At 35.7% G+C, this 24,599-nt stretch carries 23 protein-coding genes; 2 read left to right on the forward strand and 21 right to left on the reverse strand.

Features of this window, described 5'->3' with window-relative positions; genetic code table 11:
• Positions 1 to 17 precede the first annotated feature (17 nt).
• The 13 genes from SJY37_RS04735 to SJY37_RS04795 all read right to left on the reverse strand — a co-directional run bounded on the left by SJY37_RS04735 (position 18) and on the right by SJY37_RS04795 (position 15,593).
• Entirely contained in the window at positions 18 to 1,241 is a 1,224-nt protein-coding gene (locus tag SJY37_RS04735; protein ID WP_298323439.1) for a WcaI family glycosyltransferase, read from the reverse strand.
• Positions 1,234 to 1,782 carry a putative colanic acid biosynthesis acetyltransferase gene (locus SJY37_RS04740; RefSeq protein WP_298323437.1) on the reverse strand — a complete coding sequence of 183 codons (549 nt, stop codon included), beginning with the start codon at positions 1,780 to 1,782 and terminating at the stop codon, positions 1,234 to 1,236. The genes SJY37_RS04735 and SJY37_RS04740 overlap by 8 nt, the downstream gene beginning before the upstream one ends.
• The gene (locus SJY37_RS04745) at positions 1,782 to 2,858 is read right to left on the reverse strand and encodes a glycosyltransferase family 4 protein (RefSeq protein WP_298323434.1); all 1,077 of its coding nucleotides are present in this window, start codon (positions 2,856 to 2,858) and stop codon (positions 1,782 to 1,784) included. The genes SJY37_RS04740 and SJY37_RS04745 overlap by 1 nt, the downstream gene beginning before the upstream one ends.
• Positions 2,851 to 4,077 (reverse strand): O-antigen ligase, encoded by a 1,227-nt coding sequence (locus SJY37_RS04750; RefSeq protein WP_298323432.1) that lies wholly within the window; start codon positions 4,075 to 4,077, stop codon positions 2,851 to 2,853. Before SJY37_RS04750 ends, SJY37_RS04745 begins: the two co-directional genes overlap by 8 nt.
• Positions 4,047 to 5,537, reverse strand: coding sequence for an O-antigen polymerase (locus tag SJY37_RS04755; RefSeq protein WP_298323431.1), 1,491 nt, complete (start codon positions 5,535 to 5,537; stop codon positions 4,047 to 4,049). The genes SJY37_RS04750 and SJY37_RS04755 overlap by 31 nt, the downstream gene beginning before the upstream one ends.
• Entirely contained in the window at positions 5,512 to 6,933 is a 1,422-nt protein-coding gene (locus SJY37_RS04760; RefSeq protein WP_298323429.1) for a hypothetical protein, read from the reverse strand. The genes SJY37_RS04755 and SJY37_RS04760 overlap by 26 nt, the downstream gene beginning before the upstream one ends.
• The gene (locus tag SJY37_RS04765; RefSeq protein WP_298323427.1) at positions 6,915 to 8,237 is read right to left on the reverse strand and encodes a flippase; all 1,323 of its coding nucleotides are present in this window, start codon (positions 8,235 to 8,237) and stop codon (positions 6,915 to 6,917) included. The genes SJY37_RS04760 and SJY37_RS04765 overlap by 19 nt, the downstream gene beginning before the upstream one ends.
• The gene (locus SJY37_RS04770) at positions 8,238 to 9,284 is read right to left on the reverse strand and encodes a GDP-L-fucose synthase (RefSeq protein WP_298323856.1); all 1,047 of its coding nucleotides are present in this window, start codon (positions 9,282 to 9,284) and stop codon (positions 8,238 to 8,240) included.
• 7 nt (positions 9,285 to 9,291) lie between these two features.
• A complete protein-coding gene (gmd, locus tag SJY37_RS04775) occupies positions 9,292 to 10,410 on the reverse strand; it encodes a GDP-mannose 4,6-dehydratase (protein WP_298323425.1) in 1,119 nt (372 codons plus the stop codon).
• 26 nt (positions 10,411 to 10,436) lie between these two features.
• On the reverse strand, positions 10,437 to 11,435 hold the full coding sequence (locus tag SJY37_RS04780) for a hypothetical protein (protein WP_298323422.1): 999 nt from the start codon (positions 11,433 to 11,435) through the stop codon (positions 10,437 to 10,439).
• A 38-nt stretch (positions 11,436 to 11,473) separates the two neighbouring features.
• The gene (locus SJY37_RS04785; RefSeq protein WP_298323420.1) at positions 11,474 to 13,168 is read right to left on the reverse strand and encodes a DUF6909 family protein; all 1,695 of its coding nucleotides are present in this window, start codon (positions 13,166 to 13,168) and stop codon (positions 11,474 to 11,476) included.
• Positions 13,169 to 13,236: 68 nt separating this feature from the next.
• A complete protein-coding gene (locus SJY37_RS04790; protein WP_298323418.1) occupies positions 13,237 to 14,727 on the reverse strand; it encodes a GH3 auxin-responsive promoter family protein in 1,491 nt (496 codons plus the stop codon).
• Entirely contained in the window at positions 14,727 to 15,593 is an 867-nt protein-coding gene (locus SJY37_RS04795) for a M23 family metallopeptidase (RefSeq protein ID WP_144782555.1), read from the reverse strand. The genes SJY37_RS04790 and SJY37_RS04795 overlap by 1 nt, the downstream gene beginning before the upstream one ends.
• Before the next feature lie 163 nt (positions 15,594 to 15,756).
• Here SJY37_RS04795 and tatA point away from each other — a divergent pair, with 163 nt between their 5' ends.
• On the forward strand, positions 15,757 to 15,945 hold the full coding sequence (gene tatA / locus SJY37_RS04800; RefSeq protein WP_013750675.1) for a twin-arginine translocase TatA/TatE family subunit: 189 nt from the start codon (positions 15,757 to 15,759) through the stop codon (positions 15,943 to 15,945).
• Positions 15,946 to 16,034: 89 nt separating this feature from the next.
• Here tatA and SJY37_RS04805 read toward each other — a convergent pair whose 3' ends face one another.
• The 6 genes from SJY37_RS04805 to SJY37_RS04830 form a co-directional block, all read right to left on the reverse strand.
• Positions 16,035 to 16,331: a type II toxin-antitoxin system RelE/ParE family toxin gene (locus tag SJY37_RS04805; RefSeq protein WP_298323412.1), complete on the reverse strand. Its 297-nt coding sequence runs from the start codon at positions 16,329 to 16,331 to the stop codon at positions 16,035 to 16,037.
• 3 nt (positions 16,332 to 16,334) lie between these two features.
• Positions 16,335 to 16,580 (reverse strand): hypothetical protein, encoded by a 246-nt coding sequence (locus SJY37_RS04810; protein ID WP_298323410.1) that lies wholly within the window; start codon positions 16,578 to 16,580, stop codon positions 16,335 to 16,337.
• Between the two features lie 36 nt (positions 16,581 to 16,616).
• Entirely contained in the window at positions 16,617 to 17,588 is a 972-nt protein-coding gene (locus SJY37_RS04815; protein ID WP_298323408.1) for a DUF4837 family protein, read from the reverse strand.
• 17 nt (positions 17,589 to 17,605) lie between these two features.
• Positions 17,606 to 18,103, reverse strand: coding sequence for a hypothetical protein (locus tag SJY37_RS04820; RefSeq protein ID WP_298323406.1), 498 nt, complete (start codon positions 18,101 to 18,103; stop codon positions 17,606 to 17,608).
• Positions 18,104 to 18,110: 7 nt separating this feature from the next.
• Complete coding sequence (locus tag SJY37_RS04825; RefSeq protein ID WP_298323404.1) at positions 18,111 to 19,733, reverse strand: lytic transglycosylase domain-containing protein; 1,623 nt, start codon at positions 19,731 to 19,733, stop codon at positions 18,111 to 18,113.
• A gap of 139 nt (positions 19,734 to 19,872) precedes the next feature.
• Positions 19,873 to 21,060 carry a phosphoglycerate kinase gene (locus SJY37_RS04830; protein WP_298323402.1) on the reverse strand — a complete coding sequence of 396 codons (1,188 nt, stop codon included), beginning with the start codon at positions 21,058 to 21,060 and terminating at the stop codon, positions 19,873 to 19,875.
• A 74-nt stretch (positions 21,061 to 21,134) separates the two neighbouring features.
• Between SJY37_RS04830 and SJY37_RS04835 the strand changes: the two genes are divergently transcribed.
• A complete protein-coding gene (locus tag SJY37_RS04835) occupies positions 21,135 to 22,283 on the forward strand; it encodes a DNA polymerase III subunit delta' (protein WP_298323855.1) in 1,149 nt (382 codons plus the stop codon).
• 337 nt (positions 22,284 to 22,620) lie between these two features.
• Here SJY37_RS04835 and SJY37_RS04840 read toward each other — a convergent pair whose 3' ends face one another.
• Together SJY37_RS04840 and SJY37_RS04845 are read right to left on the reverse strand one after the other, a co-directional pair.
• Positions 22,621 to 23,139 (reverse strand): OmpH family outer membrane protein, encoded by a 519-nt coding sequence (locus SJY37_RS04840; RefSeq protein WP_298323400.1) that lies wholly within the window; start codon positions 23,137 to 23,139, stop codon positions 22,621 to 22,623.
• Positions 23,140 to 23,732: 593 nt separating this feature from the next.
• Positions 23,733 to 24,566, reverse strand: a complete 834-nt coding sequence (locus SJY37_RS04845) for a class I SAM-dependent methyltransferase (RefSeq protein ID WP_298323398.1) — start codon at positions 24,564 to 24,566, stop codon at positions 23,733 to 23,735.
• Positions 24,567 to 24,599 lie beyond the last annotated feature (33 nt).

Raw genomic sequence — 24,599 nt, forward strand, 5'->3', positions numbered from 1 at the left:
CTTGTAAAGCCTAAGCCTTATAACCTACTCAGGGTTTGAGAAAATTTCTCTAAAATAGGTTTCCTTGCAAATTTTTCAAGTACATACTTTCTCGCAGCTGTACCTATAGTCATAGCTATTTCTGGAGTCGAATTGAGAGTCTCTAGCTGGCTCAATATTATATCTACATTAATAACGGAGTTATAATATCCACCATTTGAATCTTTTATAATCTTAGCTGGCTCTGCGTCTGGGTGACCGGTGATGATAGATGGTCTAGCACTAGCCATCATACCTAGAATTTTAGAAGGCATAACCGTATCTACAACTTCGCCTTTTTGAAATAAAATATGCACATCTGCACTAGCAAGTAAACTTGACAACTCTATAAATGGAACAGGCGGGTAGAATTTTACCTTCGTGTCTTTTAGATTTTCCTTGAGAACCTCCATTTTTGCCCCTGCCCCTACTACAATTACTTCAAACTTATTAAAATCTAATGCTTTAACCACATTAGTAAATAACTGCCAGTCTTGCTTATCTCCCACATTTCCAGAATACAAAACACTACACTTATCATGAGAAAAATAAGGATGTACTTGTGACTTAGATGGATCACTCTCGTTTGCATCTATCCAGTTAGGTAGATAGTAAGTTTTGGAAGTGGTTTTCTCTTTAAGTTTGGCAAGCATTGTTTGACTTATAGTGCTTACATAATCTGCTTTATTAAGAATACTACGCTCTAATTTCATCAAAGCTTTGTATGCCATACTTTTATTTTCAACTCCAGAGGCAAGACCCGACTGAAAAGCTGCGTCAAATTCAAAATCTTGAATGTGAATCCAGTGTTTTGCGCTACGCTTTCGCGAAAGCGTATTACCTAACCATGCACTACTCGTAAAAGGAATTACAGAGATTACAATGTCACACTCTGTAATCTGTTTGAAATTAAAGCGTGATCCTATGGTAAAATCGGCTATGTGGATAACGCGCTTTAAGAATGTAGGCTCCTTGGGAGTAAACTGCTTATATCGATATATATCAATGGTTCCCTTCTTCTCATGCAGATAAGTTCCTTTGTTTTGATATGCTTCTGCTATCTCCCATTTTGGGTAATAAGGAAATGCTGTAATCACCGAAAGCAAAGCCCCTTGTGATTCCAGATATTCTGCTAGTTGTGTGCTGTAAAGACCTATTGCCGTGTCTTCTGGATAGAAGTTTAAGGAAATAAGCGTGATATGTTTGCCTTGTAGGTTATTCAATACGATCTTTTATAATGATTGCTGGTGTACCTGTGCAGATTTTTCCTGCTGGTAAATTTTTAAAAACACTGCTTCTAGCACCTACCACAGTACCACTACCTATTGAAACTCCAGGTGCCACATAAACATCTGTAGCAATCCAGCATTTTTCTCCTATAGTGATAGGGTGTGCTTCTATTGCAAAACTGGGAGAATGATAATCGTGTGTTCCTGTACATAAGTAACTGCGTTGTGACACCACAGCATTTGCACCTACAGTAATAGGTCCCAGTGTGTATAACGCCACCTCATCACCTATCCAGCAGTAATCACCTAGGACTAATTTCCAAGGATAGGTAATCTGAGCAGTGGGTCTTATAATCACTTTCTTACCCACTGTTGCTCCAAAGCATCTTAATAAAAACCGTCTCCAGCCGTATAAAGCCTGCGGAGAGTTTCTGAACAAAACAACGTACACAATACGCCATAATTGTACTATTATTCCAGACTTACCTCTGAAACCTTTAGGGGTATTATATGATTTTAAATCTTGATATTTCACTAGCTTTTAAAAATATTAGTAAGCCTTTCTGAAAAGGCTGTTATCGTAAAATTTTCATTAAAATAATTCACATTACCTTCTCCTATTTCCTTGATAGAGGAAACATTGTTTACAAGGTACTCCATCTTGGCCGCTAGACCTTCTACCTCTTGCTTTTCTACAAAAAAACCGTGTTTACCATCTTCTATCACATCTACAATCCCGCCTTGTGTGGTGGTGACTATTAATGATCCTGTTGCCATGGCTTCAAGTATGGAAATAGGTTGTCCTTCCATAGCATAATATGTAGGTAATACAAATACATTACCCCACTCAAAGAGTTCTTTCTTTTCTTTTCCGCGCACGACTCCTTTGTAATCTGTGTTTTTGAGAGTGAGCAGCAATGGGTTTACTTGAGACCACATTTCGGTAGTAACACCGCCTCCTATCTGTGCATGAAATGGCACTCCTTTGTCTTGAAGAATTTTAAGTGATTTTAAAAAGACTAAAATACCTTTCTCCTCCATCAAGTTACTCAAATATATAAAACGAGGTGTAGTATAGGTCTTTGTAATGTTTTCTTGTAAATATTCTTCGGCAAAATTAGGAAGTACGTGTATATCCTTCGGCTGTAAAAATGGAGTGAGATTAGCAACTAAAGATTGAGACAGTACAATCCCTGTAGTTGTTTTCGACATTAAATAATGGACGATTCTTTGTTGCACACTTCTCATTTGTTCATATGCAGTACCCAGGTGATTACCATGTATGTGGGTAATTATACGCTTTCGCGAAAGCGTACCAAACCCAATAAACAAGGCGTATTTAAGAACACCAAAAAAGGTCTGTCCTGGTGTTATATATAAAATATCGTTTGAAAAAACTTTAAACGCTGCTGTATTATACTTGAGATTATGCCAAAGTTTTTTAAATGAAAAACTTCCTAATTTTTCATCTAGCTCGCTAAATGAGGTATTAACTACAGTCACTTTGAAACCTGCCTTAATTAACAATTTACTTGCTACCTGGTTTGCCAGTGAGACCCCGGTGGTGGGCTCTGGAAAAGGGCCTACAATAAGTATTTTTTTATTAGTCATTAATAGGTGTGGCAAATAAGGTTTTGGCAGAAAGAAAATTAAAAAACAACGAGAAGTAAATGACCCCTGATTCTTTTTCAAAAATATTATCTGTGAGCATCATTATGCTATAGAATATGATTACCAAGATCAGTAGCTCATTATTGAACCTAACGGCAAAGATAAAATTTAAAACGAGTGTAGCTAAGAAAGCAAGCAACGCAATGAGACCTCCTATAAGCAAAAAACTAAGAAACTGATTGTGGGCATTATATCCTCCTTCTTCTAGTAGTTTGGTTTCTAAAAGCTCGTATCTCTCTGTGAGCACCTCGCGGTAATCTCCAACACCATAGCCAGCTATAGGACTTTCTCGTATAACATCTAAGGCTATTCCATAAATGGTAAATCTAATGTTTGTAGAAGTAGGAGCTCCCTGGGTAATGGATTCAATATTTTTAAATTCTAAAAATTTATCTCGTGTGCGTGGTATAGTAATCATCAATACCAGTAGACCTACTATTAGAAAAGCGTACGGTTTTACTAAGCCTTTATTATGCTGAAAGAGCACAAAGACAAAGGATACAACCATAAGTGCTATAATAGATCCCTTCTTTGCATAGAGTAATAAAAACAATACTAGTACAAGGTTTATAATAAGTAGTCCAACGATTTTCCATCGTGATTTTAGGGATCGAAATATGTATATGGAGAATAGTAAAGCAGCACTACAATGCATTCCAGAATAAATAGGATGAATTTTATATTTACCTACATGGATTTTCATGATCATAGGAAAGTGCATAAGCATCTCATCAAAGCTATAATGCGTTATATAAAACCATAAAAAAGATATAACGTTAAACAAAGCAACAGTAACGATATATACTGCAAAGTATCTTTCTAGATGAGTATGTAATCGCTTAATGTCTTCTCGAGAATACATTGCAAAACAGAGTGGAAAGAGTATTAACGATAAAAATATGGTGAGCTTTTTTATGCCAAATTCAAAATTGTCACTGTAGAGTAAAGTGCTCGCTACTACGATATACACAAGTCCATTTACTATAAAAAAACGAAAATTAAATGTGTTCTTACTTTTAAAAAAATGTAGTATTGAAACTACAGCAAATAGACCTATAGCTATAGACTTTGCATTAGAAGGTAGTAATACAGATGCAAATAATAGAAAGAGAGCACCTTCCGGTAATCTTAAGCTTTTTTGATGTGACTTTGCTTCCATTTTTGTTGATTGATTATTCCTTGTTTGATAAAATAATCTAATATTTTGGCAATACCCATAACTCCAACGAGGGTTCCTACGTAATATGAAAATCCATTTGCAAAATCACCTCTAAGAAAGAACACAAGATGAATAGCAAAATAAAAAGCCATCATCTTTTTCAGTAAGATACTACTTTGTAACCAAGTAAGTAAGTAAACAAGTGTGTACGCTAATGCTATTGCAAGCAGTATAACTCCCATTACTCCAAAGTTAATATAACCTTCTGAAACCATGGGGTTAGATAGATTACTAAAATTAAAGCCATAACTATCTATAAGGTGCTCTCCTACAAGTTGCCCGGTTGTTGTAGGTTTATCTGGCCATATTTTGCGTGGCACGAAAAACAGAAAGGCACTTAACAATTGATATCCGTATGAAAATCCCTCATACTTAACATAATTTATGGTGGCTACAATATTTATAAATGCATCATAGTGTAATGTATTAAAAACCTCTCCGATACCTTCTCCCTCAAATTCGTCTAGAAGCAATCGAGGTTGTATAAAAATCTCACGTAAAGATGACCTCACATGTGTAATTATTGCAGATAATGGAAATACAATAATCATTGTAAAAAACATAAAAAACATAGTTTTCACATTGCTATTAAATATTCCAGGTATAAAGAGGTAAATAATTGATATGTAGATAGGTCCTAAAGCATTTCGCTTTTCTACTAGCGGGTTTTTAAACCACAACAAGAGCATTACAAAGATCATAAGTACTAATGCTATTGCCAATAAATTTTTTGACGAGCTTTTTGCATTCTTGTAATATTGCACTGAAAGAATAATTCCTCCTAACGGAACTACAAATAGTAGTTTTTTCCATAATAGCAATGCCGTCGTTCCAACAGAAAACGATGTCTGTCCTGCTCTTGAAATCTCACTTATCACAAAATCATAACTTGCTATAAAAACGAATAATGATATTCCTAACAACCCTATTAATACCAAGGGTAATCTTTTATCACTCTCTATGTTATGTTTTACGACTCTAGTTTTTCTAGTTTTTTTAAGCAATGTATAAGTCCCAAAGAAGAAAGTAGTAAATATAACAACAAGCACATTTGCATAAATAATACCTCTAGGTGTATAAGGGAGGTTTGTAATAAAATCTGCATTCTTATTACCTATCACCCGCAGTTGCAATATGGGCGCTATTATGAAAAATAAAAAGTTAAAAACAATATACACAGATATAAAAGGAGAGTACTCTTTCTCCTTATATAAATGCCACCAGAGAAGTGTAAATAGCACTAAGTTACTCACAAAAAAAGATGCCCATACCTCTATCTCTGTTGCAAAATTTGCAAATAGAAATGTGCTTATTACTATATAAGCTCCAAGGAGCACTGCTTTTCCCAATTTACATTTTATATTTAAGTCAATATCATTTGCATTTACCCACAAAGACATGTCTGTTTACAGCCAGTTCCTCATCCAAGATATATTCAAAACGCTCTCTAAAGGCAGAATCAAACCACTCTAAAGAGTAGTAATCAGGAGTTTTAGGAATATTGTTCATATCACCAAAATAAAGACCTAAAGGCATAAATTCAACTATTACATAGTTGGCTGAAAGATTCTCTAATGTATCAAAAATATGATCTAATGAAACATCCTGGGTAAGTATCAAATGATGTGTGACTGCTAACGCTATTACTACATCGCCTTGAATTCGATCAACAAAAGAAGATGTATTATGGCGCTGGTTAGGTCTCACAAAATCATGTACTAGAGTTAAATAATTGTCTTGACTACCATTAACTTTAAAATTTTGATCAAGCGCATTCTTATCATAATCTGTAGAAATCATTGTAGACAGATGCGTATTGTTAATCAAAAAATTAGCAAATTTACCTTGGTTTGACGCTAGTTCAACAGCGCTAGTTGCATCTGCCATGTGCTTAGTTACGATTTCCTTAATCCTTAGAAAACGTTTGTCATTTTTTGGATCTTTATCATCATGGTAATCCTTCCAGTAAGAATCAAATGAGCTCCTGTCAATTTTACCAATGAGTTTACGGGCATGCTTTGTACTATAGTTGTTCTGAAATGCCTTTTTAAATCGTATGAGCTTTTCAAAGTGCTTATGATTACCATATTTATCAATGACTCTAGAATAACGAGCAGACGCTAGTCTACGTTTACTAAATCTTATATGGTACAAGAGATTTGAAATACTTTTTCCAAAAAGACCTGCATAGCGGTACCTTAAGTTAAATAGATCTTTATCGTTATAAAATCCATTATATAAAAAAATGTTGTTGGGAACATCTGCATAGCCTTTTTTGTAAAGAAATAGAGGAATATAAAATGAGTTATAAAAATTAGAAAAGCCAGACCAACTATTTTGGTTTCGAACATCTCTTTTTATAAAACTTCCAAAATCAACATAAACAGGCTTATTCATCATAAACACGACATTATAGGCGTGACTATCAAAAATCTCATACCCATGCTTAAAAGCAATCTCGTTTGCGTCTAAAACTACGTTTGCGGCTTTATGTAACATTGAAAAAGACCACTCATAAGGGTAGTTCCAATATTCAATATACTCATGTTCAATTACTAGTTTATAACCTTCTATCTCAACGTCAGATATCCATGTATTAACAAATAATTCTTTCTCAATAAGCTCACTTATCAAGCCGCAATCAAACATATCCTCTACTTGAGAGATATACTCATCGTTTACAGCTCTAAATATTCTTTTTCCATAAAAATAAAGTGTACACATCTGATCAATAGAAAAGTCTACAGTTTTAAGGTTTTTTACTTTTAAAGGAGTACTCATAATAGACGTGTCCATGTGTTTATATTGAAAATATTTACAAACGCTTTGGTTTGTAGCTTAAAGTTTTCTCTTGTTTTTTTAAACAGTGCATTAATCAAATATCCTGAAATTGCATAAGAGATAAGTGTTGCGTAGGCCGCCCCAACTAGTCCATACCACTTTATGAAAAAGATATTTAATGTAATATTTATAATTGCTCCAACAACCAATCGTATACTGGAAAATTTTTCTAGATTTTCATTTAGATAATATCCCCAAGACCCATTACTCAAGAAAACAAAAACAATTGACCAAATATATAGAACTAGAACATCACTACTATCACTGTATTCATTTCCAAATAGCAATGGAACAAAGAAGTGTGCAGATAATGTATAAATCAAAGAAACTACTATTGCTATCTTAATAAGTAAATCGTAAAGCTGTTGGAGTCTTTTTAAAAATAAATCCCGATTGCTTTTTCTAATATTTACAAGTGATGGAAAAACTGATTGTGTGATTGCAGCTGTCACAAAAAGCCATATTCCCGTTAGTTTTACTGCCACGCTATATATCCCCAGTGATTCTTCACCTAAAATTTCCTTAATCATGACTTGGTCAATTTTCATGTATAATGCAGCTGCAACAGAACCTATAATTAAAAACCAACTTTTACTTAATAACCTTTTTGCCCAATAGGTTTTAAATTTCCACAGCCATATAGAAAGTCCTGAAACATGATAAGCAATAATATAACTGAGAGATATAATAATCCATTCGGCAACAATTACATAACCAAAGTAAATTAAAGGGGCTTTTGAAAAAATAAGGAACACCTTAACTGCAGCAACAGCACCTACTGCAACGATGTTTCCTATAACCGTGTATTTACTACGTACATTGCTCTGAAAATAAAAATCAATCCCCTTAAAGCTTTGTAGGAGTATGCTTGACGCTATCACAAATATCATTGTATTTGTGAGTGTTGTATGATCTAAAAACTGAGTTGCACCCACTATGAGACTAAACATCACAACAAATCCTAATAGTCTTAACCCTAGCGTAGTTCCAAGAATTTCATCTCTACTAGAACTATTATTTACAAGCTCTTTTGTTACTATTTGGTCTAAACCTAAAGCCGCAATTGCAGCAAATAGATATACAAATGACTCTGCATAGCTTAATATTCCAAAATCGCTAGGACCTAAGTACCTAGCAATCCAAATGCCTATAAAGAAACCATCTAAAACACGTAGTCCTTTCTCAAATAATATCCAGACAGTATTTGAAAAATAGCGGCGAACATTAGCCTCCGCTAAAAATTGTTTCTTACCAAACATCTACAGGTTTCCTAGATACCAATTATATAATCTATTAACTCCATCCTCAAGCGCTACCGTATGTTTCCATCCTAAACTATTAAGTTTTGTAACGTCTGTAAGTTTGCGCGGGGTGCCATCTGGTTTTGAGCTATCAAAAATTAACGCTCCTGTAAAACCTATCGTTTCTTTGATGAGGGTAGCTAGTTCTTTTATAGAAATATCCTCTCCTGTGCCTATGTTTATGTGTGTATTCCTTACTTCGGTGGTGCTTCCTTTTACATCGTCAAAACTTGTGTTTTCTAAGATATGTACACAAGCATCTGCCATATCTTGACTCCATAAAAATTCTCTTCTGGGCGTTCCTGTTCCCCATATCTCAACACTTTCGGCTGTGACACCAAACTTTTCTAGTATAGGTTGCGCTTTCGCGAAAGCGGAAACATCAAGATCCTTACAAACCTCATCCTTCCTTCCTTCAGACAGTAGTTTTGCAAGGTGAATTTTTCTAATCAATGCTGGTAGCACGTGAGATTTCTCTAAGTCGAAGTTGTCATTAAATCCATATAGATTAGTAGGCATCACCGAAATGAAATCTGTTCCGTATTGCAGATTATAACTCTCGCAGAGTTTAATGCCTGCTATTTTTGCAATAGCGTACGGCTCATTTGTATATTCTAAAGCACCCGTAAGTAACGCCTCTTCTAACATAGGTTGCGGTGCATTTTTAGGGTAAATACAGGTACTTCCTAAAAACAATAACTTCTTAACTCCGTGTACATAACTCTGATGAATCACATTATTTTGAATCATGAGATTCACGTACAGAAAATCTGCTCGGTATGTATTATTTGCGATAATACCACCCACTTTTGCGGCTGCTAGAAAAACATACTCTGGCTTTTCTTGTTCAAAGAATTGTTGCGTTGCAACAGTATCTGTTAAGTCAAGTTCCTTGTGAGTTCGCGTGATTATATCCGTGTAACCTTTCGTTTCAAGTGTATTCACAATGGCGCTCCCTACTAGACCGCGATGTCCAGCAACAAATATTCTAGCGTTTTTAGGTATTGGTGTGTTACTCAAAATAATTCATCGTTTTATATCCGCCTTCTTTGAGGTAGCTGTCTTTCTGCATCAGCCTTAGGTCACTTTGCATCATATCATCTACAAGTCCTTGTAGTTGATATTCTGGCTTCCAGCCAAGCTTGTTGTAAGCCTTTGAAGCATCGCCTATAAGTAATTCTACCTCTGTAGGTCTAAAGTACTTAGGATCCACCTCAACAACTACTTGCCCTATTTTTACAGGATAATCTGCATTTTCTGATGCAGTAACAATTCCTTTTTCATCTATTCCTTCACCTTCAAATGACAACGTAACACCTATATGAGCAAATGACATTTTTATAAAGTCACGCACCGTCGTAGTCTCTCCAGTGGCGATTACCCAATCTTCTGGCTCATCTGCCTGCAAGATCATCCACATCATTCTCACATAATCCTTAGCATGACCCCAGTCACGCTTTGCGTCTAGGTTTCCTAGATACATTTTATCTTGTAACCCTAAAGCTATTTTTGATGTAGCTCTAGTAATCTTTCTAGTCACAAAAGTTTCTCCTCTTACTGGAGACTCGTGATTAAATAAAATACCGTTACACGCAAACATATTGTAAGCTTCACGATGGTTTACGGTAGACCAGTATGCATATAACTTTGCTACTGCATAAGGACTTCTTGGATAGAAAGGTGTTGTCTCAGACTGTGGCACTTCTTGTACCTTTCCATATAACTCTGATGTAGAGGCTTGATAAATGCGCGTCTTTTTTTCAAGACCTAAAGCTCTCACTGCTTCTAATAGTCTTAGAGCACCTAGTCCATCTACATTAGCCGTATATTCTGGCATCTCAAAGGATACCTGTACATGGCTCATTGCCCCAAGATTATAAATCTCATCTGGTTGTACTTCTTGTATGATTCTAAACAGATTTGTACTGTCCGTAAGATCTCCATAATGAAGAAAAAATCGCTGGTTATCAATATGTGGATCTTCATAAAGATGATCTATTCTATCTGTATTGAATAAAGACGATCTACGTTTAATACCGTGTACCTCATAGCCCTTCTTAAGTAAAAACTCACTTAAGTACGCTCCATCTTGACCAGTCACGCCGGTAATTAATGCTACTTTATTACTCATAAATAATTATTAATATGTGGGAGAAACTATCCTTTTAGGACCGCTGTTTCACGCCTGTATGATTTGTATACACTTGCAATCCCTGAGAGTATTAGAAATATAATCACTAAGCCTAATGGGAAAATAACAATCAAATTATCTGTTATAGATGACTTCTTTGATACTTGAATAGCACTTACGATTACAGCTACATCAGTATAGCTCACAAAATCATTTTTTTCAATCTCTAAATCTTCTACTAAGTCTGATTTAGTGTGAAATAATGATGCTAGGTTCTCATTTTGATTGTTAAAATAAAACCCCTCCCTGTCCTTTTGCTCTGATATATTGTTATCCTTACTGAAAGAATTGATAAGCTCATTTATCTGAGCAATAGATTGTTCTTGGCTTTCAAGATAAATCTTATGATTTTTAAGACCTTCTTTTTTCAACTCTTTAGCATAAGGGTTATCATTAATAAAAGATAAGAAAGACTCAATATCTTCTAAACTCTTATCACTGTCAAATACTATTTGGAGTTTGTGAAATTTAAACTTAGATAAAAACCGATCTGTTGCAAACAATTCACGGTCATCTTTGAGCTTAAACTCTCTCGTCATTTCTCCTAGCGCACCATCATTATCACCTATATAATTCACTAAGTCTATCACCTCTACTACTGGCTCTACGCTAACGTCTTTAATACTAAAGTTTTCAGGAGACTTACCTAGAGATATTATAAAACCTTCATCGTCTTCTTCAAGGTTATTATTAAACTGCTCTATTGCCGTATAAACGTACGCCTGGCTCGTAAAATTAGTTTTAAGTAACAGGTTTGCCTCATAAGATGGCTCCTCCTTTAAAACCAACCCTAAAGCTATTCCAGCAACGATGAGTAATAAAAACACCCACCACATTTTAATCATAAAATCAACAACTCTAAAAAATGAATAGACCACATTTTTGAATAGTCTACCTATCAAAGAAAAGATGTCTGAGAGGTCCATTTCTTGCTGATTTCCAGACTGATTGTAGTGATCGCTCATGTGCTTACTTAAAATTGAATGTTAGTTGTAATATATTCCTACTTATTAGTAGTAAATAGTTGGTGCAATATCTTTTCAGTGATTAGGTATGTAGGCTTCACTCCTGTAGTTCCTAGTCCGCCAGATGCTAGTGTGCTTCCTGTTTCTAAAGGGTTATCACTTGCATAGTATGCATATCTCACTTTTACATCTTCTTGAATGCTCTTACGAAGTTTTGCGGCAGCTTGTATTGCTTTTTGATAGTGTGCTCCTTCCATTTCTAGACCTATCACACTCCACGTACTGTCATGGAAGAATTTAAGGATATCTCTATTTTGTAACGAGGTTCCTAATACAGAAACCATAGCACCTTCAAAAACTTCTAATCCATGTCCTTCAAAATCCTCTTTAGTAAGTTCGTTCTCAAAAGGATAATTATCTGCTGTTCCTTCAAAAAGGTGTGCACTTGGAATCATAAGATCCCCCTTTCCACCTTCTAGAATACCTGCTTTACCCATGATAGACACAGAATCTACATCTAAGTATGTTTTCTCCTCTCCTTCTTCATAAGGCTTAAGAAGCTCTTCCATAGTTTCATAAGCTTGCTCTCCAAAGGCGTAGTCCATTACTATAATAACGGGCTGTTGTTCCTTTTTTACATCGTTGCTACAGAAGTCATTTTCAGCTACAGGCAGCTTACACATGTCAAAAATCTGAACATTGATATTTGTACCACTATCATCTGGCAGATATATCATTCCATTTTGTAATGCGACTTTCTCTACTTTAGCACGTAGAGCTGCGTTACCACTATTACTAAGCATTTCATACACCTCCAGTTTAGACTTTTTCTTAAGTTCAGACTTAAGTGCAAGTGGTGCATACAGCGTATTCATTACAGAGTGCATGTTTGCACTAATAATATGAAGAGGTCTATCTAAAAGATTATTATCCTTTAAGGTAGCTTTAATATCATTTGCCCAGATCTCACCGTGTATGTGATGACCTAATCGTTCTCTTAAAACAGGACTAAAGGTAACTGTGCGTTTTTCCTCTTTAAGTACTTCTGCTATGGCAAGTTTACCTAACCAGTAAATAAGCTCAAAGAAGCGCTTGTTATTAGTGCGCGTATTAAAAAGAGGTGCAATTGCTCGTACTTCGGCAAAAGTGCGTCCTAAGATATTTGCGGTATGTGTAGTTGCAATCTCCCAGCTATTTTGATCTAGCTCTTCATTGTTTAAAACTGCTTTTTCTAGCTTTTCCCAATCACGTATTACTGCGCCTTCATCATTTATAAGGACACGTTTCATAATCTTATGAGACTCAATAAATAGGAAGGTCACGTGTGTAAGAATATCATAAATTTCAGAACGACCACGAGTGATCTCGATATTCATTTGCTCCTCATCTATACGGTAGCAATTACGACGACGTTTTGCTGGAATAATAGGTTCAAAGTGACTGTTTTTGTAGCCTTCATCACTTGTTAAGTTAATGAATCTACATTGCTCTATTCCTTCTGGAAGTCTATCAATAACGTAAAGAAGACCATCAAGCTCTACTTTTTCTTCGGCAATGGTACCGTAGATTTCTGGCCTTAATATAAGTAATGACTCTCTAAGTGTCTCTCCAGAGACACCCATAGGTTTATAAAATCCTCTGTTAAAAAGGTGACGCATTGTAATATACATGCGTTCTATAGCGCTACTGCTCTCTTGGGCTCTTGTACGGCCTTGTGTTTTGTTTGTGCTCATAATTGGGGATAAAGGTACTTAATAGAACTTGACCATGGTAATTTCATCGCCAGCTTACCTATTAAATACTATTTTGATTGCAATAGATCGGCAATCTTTCGATCGTTTGAAAGACGTGGAATTTTATTTTGACCACCTAACTTTCCTTGTGATTTCATGTAATTATTAAAGCCATCTTTTACCACCTTGGTGATTTTTAATGGCTGGAGTACCTTTCCTGTGATTAGGTCTAGGTAGTATGAGTTTTGAGCTTGTAGTGAGGAATCTAACGCTTTCGCGAAAGCGTGTAAATCACCACTCCCCTCATTTTCAAATTCTATAAACCATTCATGATAAGGTAATCCTTCTTGAGGTGCTACTTGAGGTGCTACCGTAAACTCGGTCACTTTAATATCTGTTCCTGCAGAGGCTTCAAGCATGGCCTGCTCTACTTCCTTACCTATCACATGCTCTCCAAAAGCCGAAATAAAGTGCTTGATTCTCCCAGAAACCATAATACGATAGGGCTTGAGACTCGTAAACATCACGGTATCTCCTATGTTATAAGCCCATAGTCCTGCTGTGGTAGAGATAATCATCACGTAATTTACATCAAGCGCTACATCCTTAAGCGTTATCCTTGTTGGGTTTTCATTAAAAAACTCTTCTGCTTTTACAAACTCATAAAAGATACCGTTGTCTAGTTGCAACAGCATTCCTTTCTCTGTCTGTGTGTCTTGAAAGGCAAAAAACCCTTCACTGGCTGGATATAACTCAATGCTGTCTACGCTTCTACCTATAAGATCCTCTAACTTGCGACGGTAAGGCTCGTAGTTTACGCCTCCGTACACAAATAACTGATAGTTTTTAAAGAGCTCTCCCACGGTTTTACCGCTCTTCTGGATAAGACGTTCATAATACATCTGTACCCACGGAGGAATCCCTCCTATGAGTGTCATATCTTGATTTATAGTTTCAGCTACAATCGCATCTACCTTTTGTTCCCAGTCTTCTATACAATTAGTTTCCAGACTAGGAAGCCTATTCTTCTGTAGGTAATTAGGCACATAGTGTGCGACAATACCAGAAAGGCGGCCTAGTTTGATGCCATTCTTTTCGGTCATCTCTGGACTTCCTTGTAAAAAAATCATCTTACCATCTACAAAGTCTGTATTTCCTGTCTCTGCGATGTAAGAAAGAATTGCATTACGCGCACTGTTAGGGTGCGTTTTCATACTATCCTTAGTAAGCGGAATGTACTTTACTCCAGAAGTAGTTCCAGAAGTTTTTGCAAAGTAAAGAGGTTTACCTGGCCAGAGTATATCTGGTTCTCCAGCGACCATTTTATCTACATAGTAGCGCAAGTCTTCATAATCTCTTATGGGAACTTGCTTTACAAAATCTGCATGTGATTTTATAGTATCAAAATGGTGATCATTACCAAAGGTCGTATACTGAGCAGCATCTATAAGACTCTCAAAAACCTTGTGCTGAGTCTCAATAGGGTTGTCTGCCCATTTTTTTATACTACGCTGTATGTACGACGCAAAAATTTTTGCTCCAAAAGACTTTATCGACATTAATTAAAATCTATAAAATTAGTCGGATTTATAGGGTATCCATTACTCCACAATTCAAAATGTAAGTGCGGTCCAGTACTATACTCACCTGTATTACCCACCGTGGCAATAACTTCACCTGCTTGTACTAGGGCTCCTTGTGATTTATTGAGAGAAGCATTGTGCTTATATACGGTGATAAGGTTCTTACCATGATTGATGATAAGTACATGACCTGTCTCTGCAGTCCACTCGGCAAAAATCACAGTTCCATCTGCTGCGGCTTTTACAGGAGCATCTTTTACCGTTACAATATCTACCGCAAAGTGTTTTTGACTAGCATTATATGCAGATGATATGGTTCCTTTTACTGGAGGAAACAGTGAGAAATCTGTATCCTCAATAGCTTTATCAAACACATTGTACTTGTCTTCCTGCTCTACTGTTTGCCTTAGTAAGCTATCTTCTCTACTAGGAAGCACATATATTTCTTCATCATTAAATACGGCATCGCGTATAGAATCTCTATCAAATTCTAGCTCTTCTACATCACCACTCAATACTCTACGTATAGAAGAGTAGTATTGCTCATTTACTCTAATTGCATTTTCTATAGAGTCCGTTTTTGCAACGAGTAGCGTCGCATTGCGCTTGAGTTTTGTGCTTGAGTAACCAGGAATATATTCCCTTAATGGTGTAAATGCGATAAGTAAAGTGGTAAGTGCAATAAGAATAATAGCAGATATACCTACTAGAATAAACACATTGAGTCGTGTAAGTTTAAAAGAAATACGCTCCTCAAAAGTATCTTCATTGAGAATAACTAAGCGATACTTGTGCAGTAGCTTTTTTGCAATCTTTTTTTTCTTCTCTTTTTTTTCTGCCATTTGAGATACAAATATACTTTTTAGATATGAGATAATTGATGTCTTTACGCTTTCGCGAAAATTGGATTGCGATAACCACTCAGCACCAATTAAGTCCTTTTTATGACTTTAACGCTCGTATGTCTGTTTTCTTACTATCTTTGTTTTTCTAAAACAGATGAAGATGAATTTTTTAGCAATATTTTTAGGAATGGTAGGCCCTTGGCAAATAGGTCTTATTGTATTAGTTGTTTTATTACTTTTTGGAGGTAAGAAAATCCCTGAAATGATGCGCGGCTTAGGTGGCGGTATCAAAGAATTTAAGAAAGCGTCTAAGGACGAAGAAGACGATATGATAGAAGAGAAGAAGTAATACTCGCTCTTTCTTATATAGAAAAACCGCATAGCTCTTTGAGTTATGCGGTTTTTCTATGTGTATCACCTTTCGCGAAAGCATAATTTCTAAAAGTCATTTATCAATCTACTAGGGTTTTGATATGTACTAAAGACTCTTAAAATAACAATGTCATCACCTTCTCTATCATACACTATTTTATAATGTCTTATTATAATCCTTCTAAAGGTATTATTAATTTCATCCTTTTGATATTGATCAAAGTAAATAATAGTTTCACTTGCCTCGATAATATCATTAACCACATTTAGAGCGCCTTGTGGTGATTTCTTTACATTCTTTATGTAATTGTAAATTTGCTTTAAATCTCTTTTTGCTGTATTGGTCCAGACAGTATTAAGCATCAATTACCAATCCTTTATTTCTTTCTTAAAATCATCAACAGCTGTATACTCTCCTCGTTTATATTCTGATTTTGCCTCCTGTAGCTCTTGTTTGTATTGTTCTCTACTCAAAGGTTCTCCCTCCACGGTATAAGCAATTACTTCAGATTCTTGATAGCTTATTGCTAGCGCATTTATCATTGCAAGTAAACGCTCATCTGCATCTTGCACTTTTTTTAAAACTTCTTCTCGTAACTCTAGTGCTCCCATAATATACTGTTTAACAACATAATAAAGATAACGTTTTTACCTCAACCTAGCACTTTTCAAGATACTCTCAAGCTCAAACATATTATCACGCTGGTCTTGTGAAGGGGAGAATATAAAACCTTCTAATATCAAGTATCTCCCATTTTTTTCATCTCTTACAGCATAGTTTACAAAAGGTCCAGCCATATAACGACCGTCTACTTCCCATGTTCCTTTGGTCTCATAAGCTAGTTTTCCATCTATCTCTGTTTCTTGTAAGTATGGTGAGAAAGCACGTTCTGTAATAAAGCGACCGTCATCTACTGGTATTTTCTTTCCACCTATAGAATCACGCATGCGTATAATGTTCTTAATTGTTAAGGTATCCTTATCAATTGCCTCTAGCGGCACCTCGTACACCGTTATGTTCATGTTACCGCTGCGCTTAAGCTCTTTGCGCATCCAGAAGAAATCTGCTTTCTGTTCTGCATATCGATAAGCATTAGGAAAGTTAAGTCTTACTCCAAATACCTTTTGTAAAGAATCTGTTTTCTTCAATGCCTTTTTAATTCGACTTTGATTTGCAACAAGCTCTTGTCCTTTAAAAGCAGTTACAATACGTTCCTCATTATCAATAATAAGATTTGCAATTTGTGTGTGGCTACTTCCAGTAACAATTACTCCTGTTTGTGGGCGTGCATACTTATCTTTTACAATAGTTAAAGAAGCACTATCTGCTGGTTTTATTTGCAAATAAATTCTATTCTTAAGTAAAAAATCACTGAAAGCCTCTGGCGGAATCTGATCTATAGAAAACTTAGGCTCCTCACGTGGTAATCCATACACCGGATCTGCCAGCACGTCGCGTAGCGCGTCTCCTATAGCTCCTTGCCATTGTGCTTTAGTCACAATCACCTTAACGTTGTTAATATTACCTACAGACTGGCTTAAAATGCGTTTACCGTCATTATCCCCACAAGAAAAAAGTAAGGATGCTGTTACTATACTTAAAAATATTCTTTTTATCATATTACTATTATTAATGATTAACATCCAGACATCACAAGGACCGTGGTGTAATCTATATCTCTCTTAATTGTAAAAAAACCTCCTAGTATATTGTCGGTAGGTCTGTATTCTGTAAGGTCAAAGTTCCAATGATTCTGACCATAATCTCCAAAAATCTTATTAACCGACTCTACCCACAACAGCACAGATTCTCTATTAGGGTTTGATATCGTTAGTACTTCTCCAGTTGCAAGTGCTGCGTCGCCACAATTGCGTTTTGTGTAAACGATTCCATTTTCAAAAGTTTGTGTAAATCCACAATCTCCGCCACCATTAGGTGGAAGAATTTCCTTGTCTGAAATGGCTTTATAATTATCTATCAAGTACGTGTAAACAGGATTTTTTAAAATACTTTTTTCATTTCCCTCACTATTTACTACAGTATAAGCCGCAGCATCATACGTTTTAAGGGTTACTTCTTGTGCAGCAAGTACTGCTGTAAAGCATAAGCTTAATGAAAGAAGTAACTTTTTCATAATTGATTTATTTAGAAACACGTAGTTTCATTCCTGGCTTCAGTTTACTGCTACTAATATCATTCCAAACTTTAATATTATCAATGCTTACTCCAGGAAACTTATTTGCAATTTTCCAGAGTGAGTCACCATTTTGAACAGTATATGTTTTCTTTCCCTTTAATGAAACAGTTTTTGAGCTACTACTTGTACTGCTATTGGTAACAGGTTTTCTTGGATAAATAGTTAATCGCTGCCCTATTTTAAGAGCATTTGATCGTAGGTTATTCCATTTCTTGATTTGGCTTACACCTACTCCGTATTTGCTTGCTATCTTTCCTAGATAATCACCGCTACGCACTCGGTATCTCACCTGAGAGCTTGCTGTAAGTACTTCTGGTAATGGTTTTTCTCTTTTGTCTAGTTCAGCTTTCGCGAAAGCGTAAATAGCCTGTTCATTCTGCACAAATTTACCCACACTTTCAATAGGAAGTCGCACGTAATATTTCTTGTCCTTTACCACTGGAATGATATCCAATTTATACTGCGGATTTAGAAATTGAACAATCTCCAAAGGAATTCCCACGATACTAGAAACCTGATCTAGCGCAATGCTTTGTTTTATGTGAATGGTATCTGTTGCAAAGTAATTTATAGGTGCTTTTTCTGGGGTATAGCCATGCTCATCTGCATATTCAAAAAGATACATGGTGGCTAGAAACGCAGGTACATAACCAGCGGTTTCTCTAGGTAAATTCTTTCTAATATTCCAGTAATTTGTAGCACCTCCAGAACGTCTTATTGCTTTAGACACATTTCCTGGACCAGAGTTATAAGAAGCCAGTGCCAGATCCCAATCTCCATGAATGTCATAGAGTTGTGATAAATAAGCACAAGCAGCCTCTGTTGCTGCAATAGGATCCATGCGATCATCTACATAGCTGTTTACTTCAAGGTTAAACATTTTACCCGTTGCAAACATAAATTGCCATAATCCCGTTGCTCCTACTCTAGATTTTGCTCTTGGACGCAGTGCACTTTCTACAATGGCGAGATATTTCATCTCTAGAGGGATGTCATACTTATCGAGACGCTCCTCAAACATAGGGAAGTAAAACTGGCTCACGGCCATAAGTTTCTCCATAGCTGGTTTGTGACGCTTTAAGTAGCGATTAATAACGCTTTCTAGCGAAGGGTTATACTCCACGTTAAATGGAGTACGCGCATTTATTTCGGCAAGGCGTTTTTTTAGTGTGTCTGTAGGAAGTTCTAGGTTTACTTCAGGCTGGTACGTGTGGCTTTCACGTATATTATTTATAGAATCAAATAGATCCATTCTTGCCAGTTCCTTACGCCAGCGCATATCTATAAGTGCTGCTTGAGGGTTATCTGGTAAGTTGAACGTTATAGAATCTCTTACTTGTGTATCTAGTAATACTTGAGGTAAATCTTGAGAAATTGTATTGGTAATGACAGTATCTACTACTTTGATAGTATCTCTTTGGAGTGCCGGTTTTTTATCTTCTTTGATAACCGGAGCTTTCTGTTTATAAGCCTCATATGAGAGGGTGTCTTGCGCTTTCGCGAAAGCGGAAAACAAGAGTATAGAAGCTACTAGGGATATTTTAAAATTATGTTGCATTTGAGTCATAGTCAAGGAACGAAAGATACGGGAAAATCGTATGGTTTTAAAGAGAGGAAATATAACTTCTAGCCAGCACAACTTCTGTTAGGTATATAAATAATAAGACCACCTCAAGAGGTGGTCTTATTACATGATGTTTTATTAATTATTCTTGTATAGCAGCTATACCTGGTAGTGTTTTACCTTCCAGCATCTCAAGCATTGCACCACCTCCAGTAGAGACGTAGCTTACTTTTGTATCAAAACCAAATTGCTTTACAGCCGCAACACTATCTCCTCCACCTACTAGTGAGAACGCGCTATCCTTTGTAGCTGCAGCAATACTATGACCTAGTGCAATAGTTCCTCCTGCAAATGTTTCCATCTCAAAAACTCCTAATGGTCCATTCCATAAAATAGTTTTTGCACGCTTTGCTACTTCGTCAAAAAGTTCGCGAGATTTTGGTCCTGCGTCAAGGCCTTGCCATCCATCTTCTATATGCATGATATCGCACACCTTTGTATTTGCATCGTTTGAGAAATCATCTGCAGCAATAACATCTACTGGTATGTGAATTTGTACTCCTTTTTCTTTGGCTTGTTTAAGAATATCAAGCGCAAGCTCCATTTTATCATCTTCACAAATAGAGTCTCCTATGGTACCTCCTTGTGCTTTAATGAAGGTAAAAGCCATACCTCCACCTATGATCATCTCATCTACTTTATCTAGGATATTCTCAATAACTGTAATTTTTGAAGATACTTTAGACCCACCAAGAATAGCTAGTACAGGCTTCTCGCTGTTATTAAGAACGCGATCAAGACTCTCTATTTCTTTTGCTAGTAAATAACCATAGCATTTTGCTTCAGGAAAGAATTGAGCAATGATCGTAGTAGAAGCATGCGCACGGTGTGCGGTACCAAAGGCATCATTTACATAAATATCTCCTAGCTCACTTAATTGCTTTGCAAAGTCTACATCACCAGCTGTTTCTTCGCTGTAGTAACGAAGGTTTTCTAGTAGTAATATTTTACCCATTTCAAGGTTAGATGCAGCCTCTGTAGCTTTTGCACCTACACAATCCTCCACAAAGTTTACTTCTACACCAATGACTTCAGAAACTGTTTTACAAATCTGAGAGAGAGAAAACTCCTCTTCTTTGTTTTTAGGTCGACCTAAATGAGACATAAGGATAGCAGATCCTCCATCTTCTAATACTTTCAAGATTGTAGGTTTTGCAGCCTCAATTCTTGTAGTATCAGTAACATTACCATTCTCATCAAGGGGAACATTAAAATCTACGCGAATTAATGCTTTCTTATTCTCAAAATTAAAGTCGTCTACTGTGATCATTTTCATTGGTTTTGCTAACAAATATAATAGATACAGAGGATAAAAAATGCAGTGATTCCTTTATATTTGACGCTATGCTGTTTTCAAACGTTATCGGGCAAGATTTTATTAAAAATCATCTCACAACAAGTGTTGATGCAGGGCGTATTGCTCATGCTCAACTTTTTATAGGTTTATCTGGCACAGGGGTTTTACCCATGGCCATTGCTTATGCACAATATATTTTATGTAATAACGCTCAAGGCGAAAATGAGGGAGGATCTCAAGCTTGTAATTTAAAGTTTGAGCACTTATCGCATCCGGATTTGCACTTTGCTTTTCCTGTAGCAACTACTCCCGAAGTAAAAAGCCATCCTGTCTCTAATAATTTTATGCGAGAGTGGCGCTCGTATATTACAGAAAACCCATATGGTGATCTCTTTGAATGGCACCAGCATCTTGGTATTGAAAAAAAACAAGGACAGATAGGTGTAGATGAAGCTTCTGAAATTAATAAAGCACTCGCTTTAAAGTCATATGAAGGTGGTTATAAAGTAATGATCATTTGGGCAGTTGATAAAATGAATACTGCTGGATCAAATAAACTTCTCAAACTACTAGAGGAGCCACCAGCAAAAACTTTATTTATTCTCATTTCTGAAAATGAGGATAGCATTATAGACACGATAAAGTCAAGATGCCAAGTATTGCATTTCCCAAGATTAAGCGAACCACAAATTGCCGATGCTTTAATTACTCATCATAAAACTCCAGACGCCGAAGCTCATAAAATAGCTCATCAAGCACAAGGAGATTACCAGCAAGCGATGCATTTATTGCATCACGATGGTGACGATATTCAGTTTGAAAAATGGTTTGTTACTTGGGTGCGTACAGCCTTCCAAGCAAAGGGTAAAAAAGAGGCCGTTTTAGGACTCATGGAGTGGAGCGAAATCATAGCAAAATCTGGCCGTGAAACCCAGAAAAATTTTCTTGCATACTGTGTTCAATTTTTCCGCCAAGCTTTGCTTAAAAATTACAAGGCAAATGATCTTGTTTTTATGGAAACAGAGACCGGTTTTGATCTCTCAAAATTTGCTCCATTTGTTCATAATAATAATATATTTCCTATTGTAGAAGCCATTCAAGAGGCTTCGTATCACATAGAACGCAATGGAAATGCTAAGATTATCATGACAGACCTTTCTATAAAATTAACTCGATTTCTACATCGTAAGAGTTGATTATATCAAATAGTTATGTCTATATTTAGTTTTGTCTAAATAAATTTTTAGATAAACAATCGATAGTGTACGCTATCTATATACTCAGATGATCTCAGATCTTTCACTAAACGAGAACATTTAAAGGCTCTATAATCTACAAGTACAATTTCTATCTCGTTAATCGGTACCATTTGGTTAGTGAAGTCTTATTTAAATAAGCTTGATTATCTTGATGAAAAGTACGTAGATTTTACGGCGCTATCTAGTCATTTATTGATGAGAAAAATCATCAAAATTAGGCATAAAAAAAGCGATGATTTCTCATCGCTTTTAAAGCTATTTTAAAGAATAGAATTTAGTCTTCTTTTGGAGCATATTCTCCATTCATTTCTGTAAGAATTGCTTCTGTAAGATTTAACTCCTCTTTACCATAAAGAACACTTCCAGCATCGTTAGATCCATAGATATAAGAGTACCCATTTGTCTTTCCGTAAGCCTTTACTTTATCCTTCACTTTTGTAATAAGTGAGTCTATTACTTTCTGGCTTTCTACTTGTAGTTGACCTATTCTTGCTTGGCGTTCTTGTTGTAATTGTTGTGCCTCTGCTCCTAGTTCGTTATAAGTTTCTTCTTGTTTTTTACGTGACATAGACGGTCCGTTTTTTCTAAACAAGTCTTCTTTGATTTGGTAAGACTTAATCTTAAGCTCTAATTCGCCCATGATTTCGTCATTTTGCTTTGTAAAACGATCCTTTGCGCTTTTAAGCTCTGCATATTCTGTAAGCAACTCTTCAGTATCTACAAAACCTGTTTTCTCTGTTTGACAAGCTACAGCCATCATAGCCGTAACAAGTAGCATTCCTATTTTTTTCATTGTGTTATTTTGATTATTTGATGCGAAAATAGGTAGAATCCATTAAAACTTAATTAAAATCATGTCTATTTCCATTTTGACTCTTAAATAAATATAAATAGACTTAAAGTGAGCGATTATTCACTAAAACTTGAATCTTTTGAAACCTACACTTAGAGAATTAATTGAGAACGCTACAATTCAAAATAAGGAAGTAATTTGTAATTAATAAATACGATATACTGAAAGCATTAAAATTGAAGAGAAGTGAAATAATCAGGAAGATTGATAAACACATTACAGGGGATAGTAATTGTGTGATTTAAAAATTGACATTGTTAATTGAAAATATTCCACGTGGAACATTTTACAATAAAATGCATTTTGAGCAGAAACATCAAAAACTACATTCTCAATTGCAGATTAAATATAAAAAGGTCAAAATTGATTGAAATAAGCCATCATAAGAAAAAGTAATGACCAAAAAGAAAATTAATAATAAAATCTTATTAAAAACGAAGCCTATAAACACTGTTTTTAAGCGGCTTCAGCATTTAGCCATATACATTTAAGGCATTCGTACTCATAAGCCCTTAAAAGCGCTTATTTGCAATTTAAGCGTGTTTTAGGACATAAATATGAGATGAATAACCTCCAGACTGCTTTGCTTTACGATTTGACTTGAATCCAGTTACAAATGCAGTGAAGAAATTCATTTTACCACTTTTATATTTTTCTGAAAGAAGACTCACATAATAGGAATCAAATTTCATAGGCAGTGTTTTTACTAATTGTAAATCTTGTTCTGCAAAAAGTCTTTTTATAGAAGTTTCTGAAAAATGGTATAAGTGCCTTGGCACATCAAAAGCTGCCCAATATGATTTATAATAACTAGCATCAAAAGATTTAAAATTAGGAACGGCAATAAATATAGTTCCATTTTTTGCTAGTTGCTTTTTCAACCATGCTATTTGCTCTTGTAAATCATAAACATGTTCTAGCACATGCCACATAGTTATCACATCGTATAACTCCCCTCCTACTTCATCGATAGTGTTATAAATATCGAGTCCTTTATTTTGAGCAAGCTTTTTAGCTTTATCATTTGGCTCTACTCCTTTTACGTTCCATTTTCTTTTAGATAGAAATTCTAAAAAATCTCCAGTTCCAGCTCCTATGTCTAAAACAGAACCTTGGTCAGGATGAAACTTTTTTAAGAGTTTTTGCTTTCGCGAAAGCGTGATACCTTTTATAGTTTGATATGCGATTTCAAATAAAGATCGTTTTCCATCTGTGTGAGATATATAATCTTCACTTTCATAATATGAAGGAAGCTTAGAAATATCCGGCTTAGGATTTGTGAAATACATGTGGTACTTCTCATCATACTTTAGTGTAAATTCTTCCCTACTTACCGAATGATCTCTTACTTTAAAATCTTCTTTCATCAACTTTGTTTCACGTGGAACGTATACTATTTA

This window comes from Dokdonia sp. R78006 (assembly GCF_042466145.1).
Classification (GTDB): Bacteria; Bacteroidota; Bacteroidia; order Flavobacteriales; family Flavobacteriaceae; genus Dokdonia.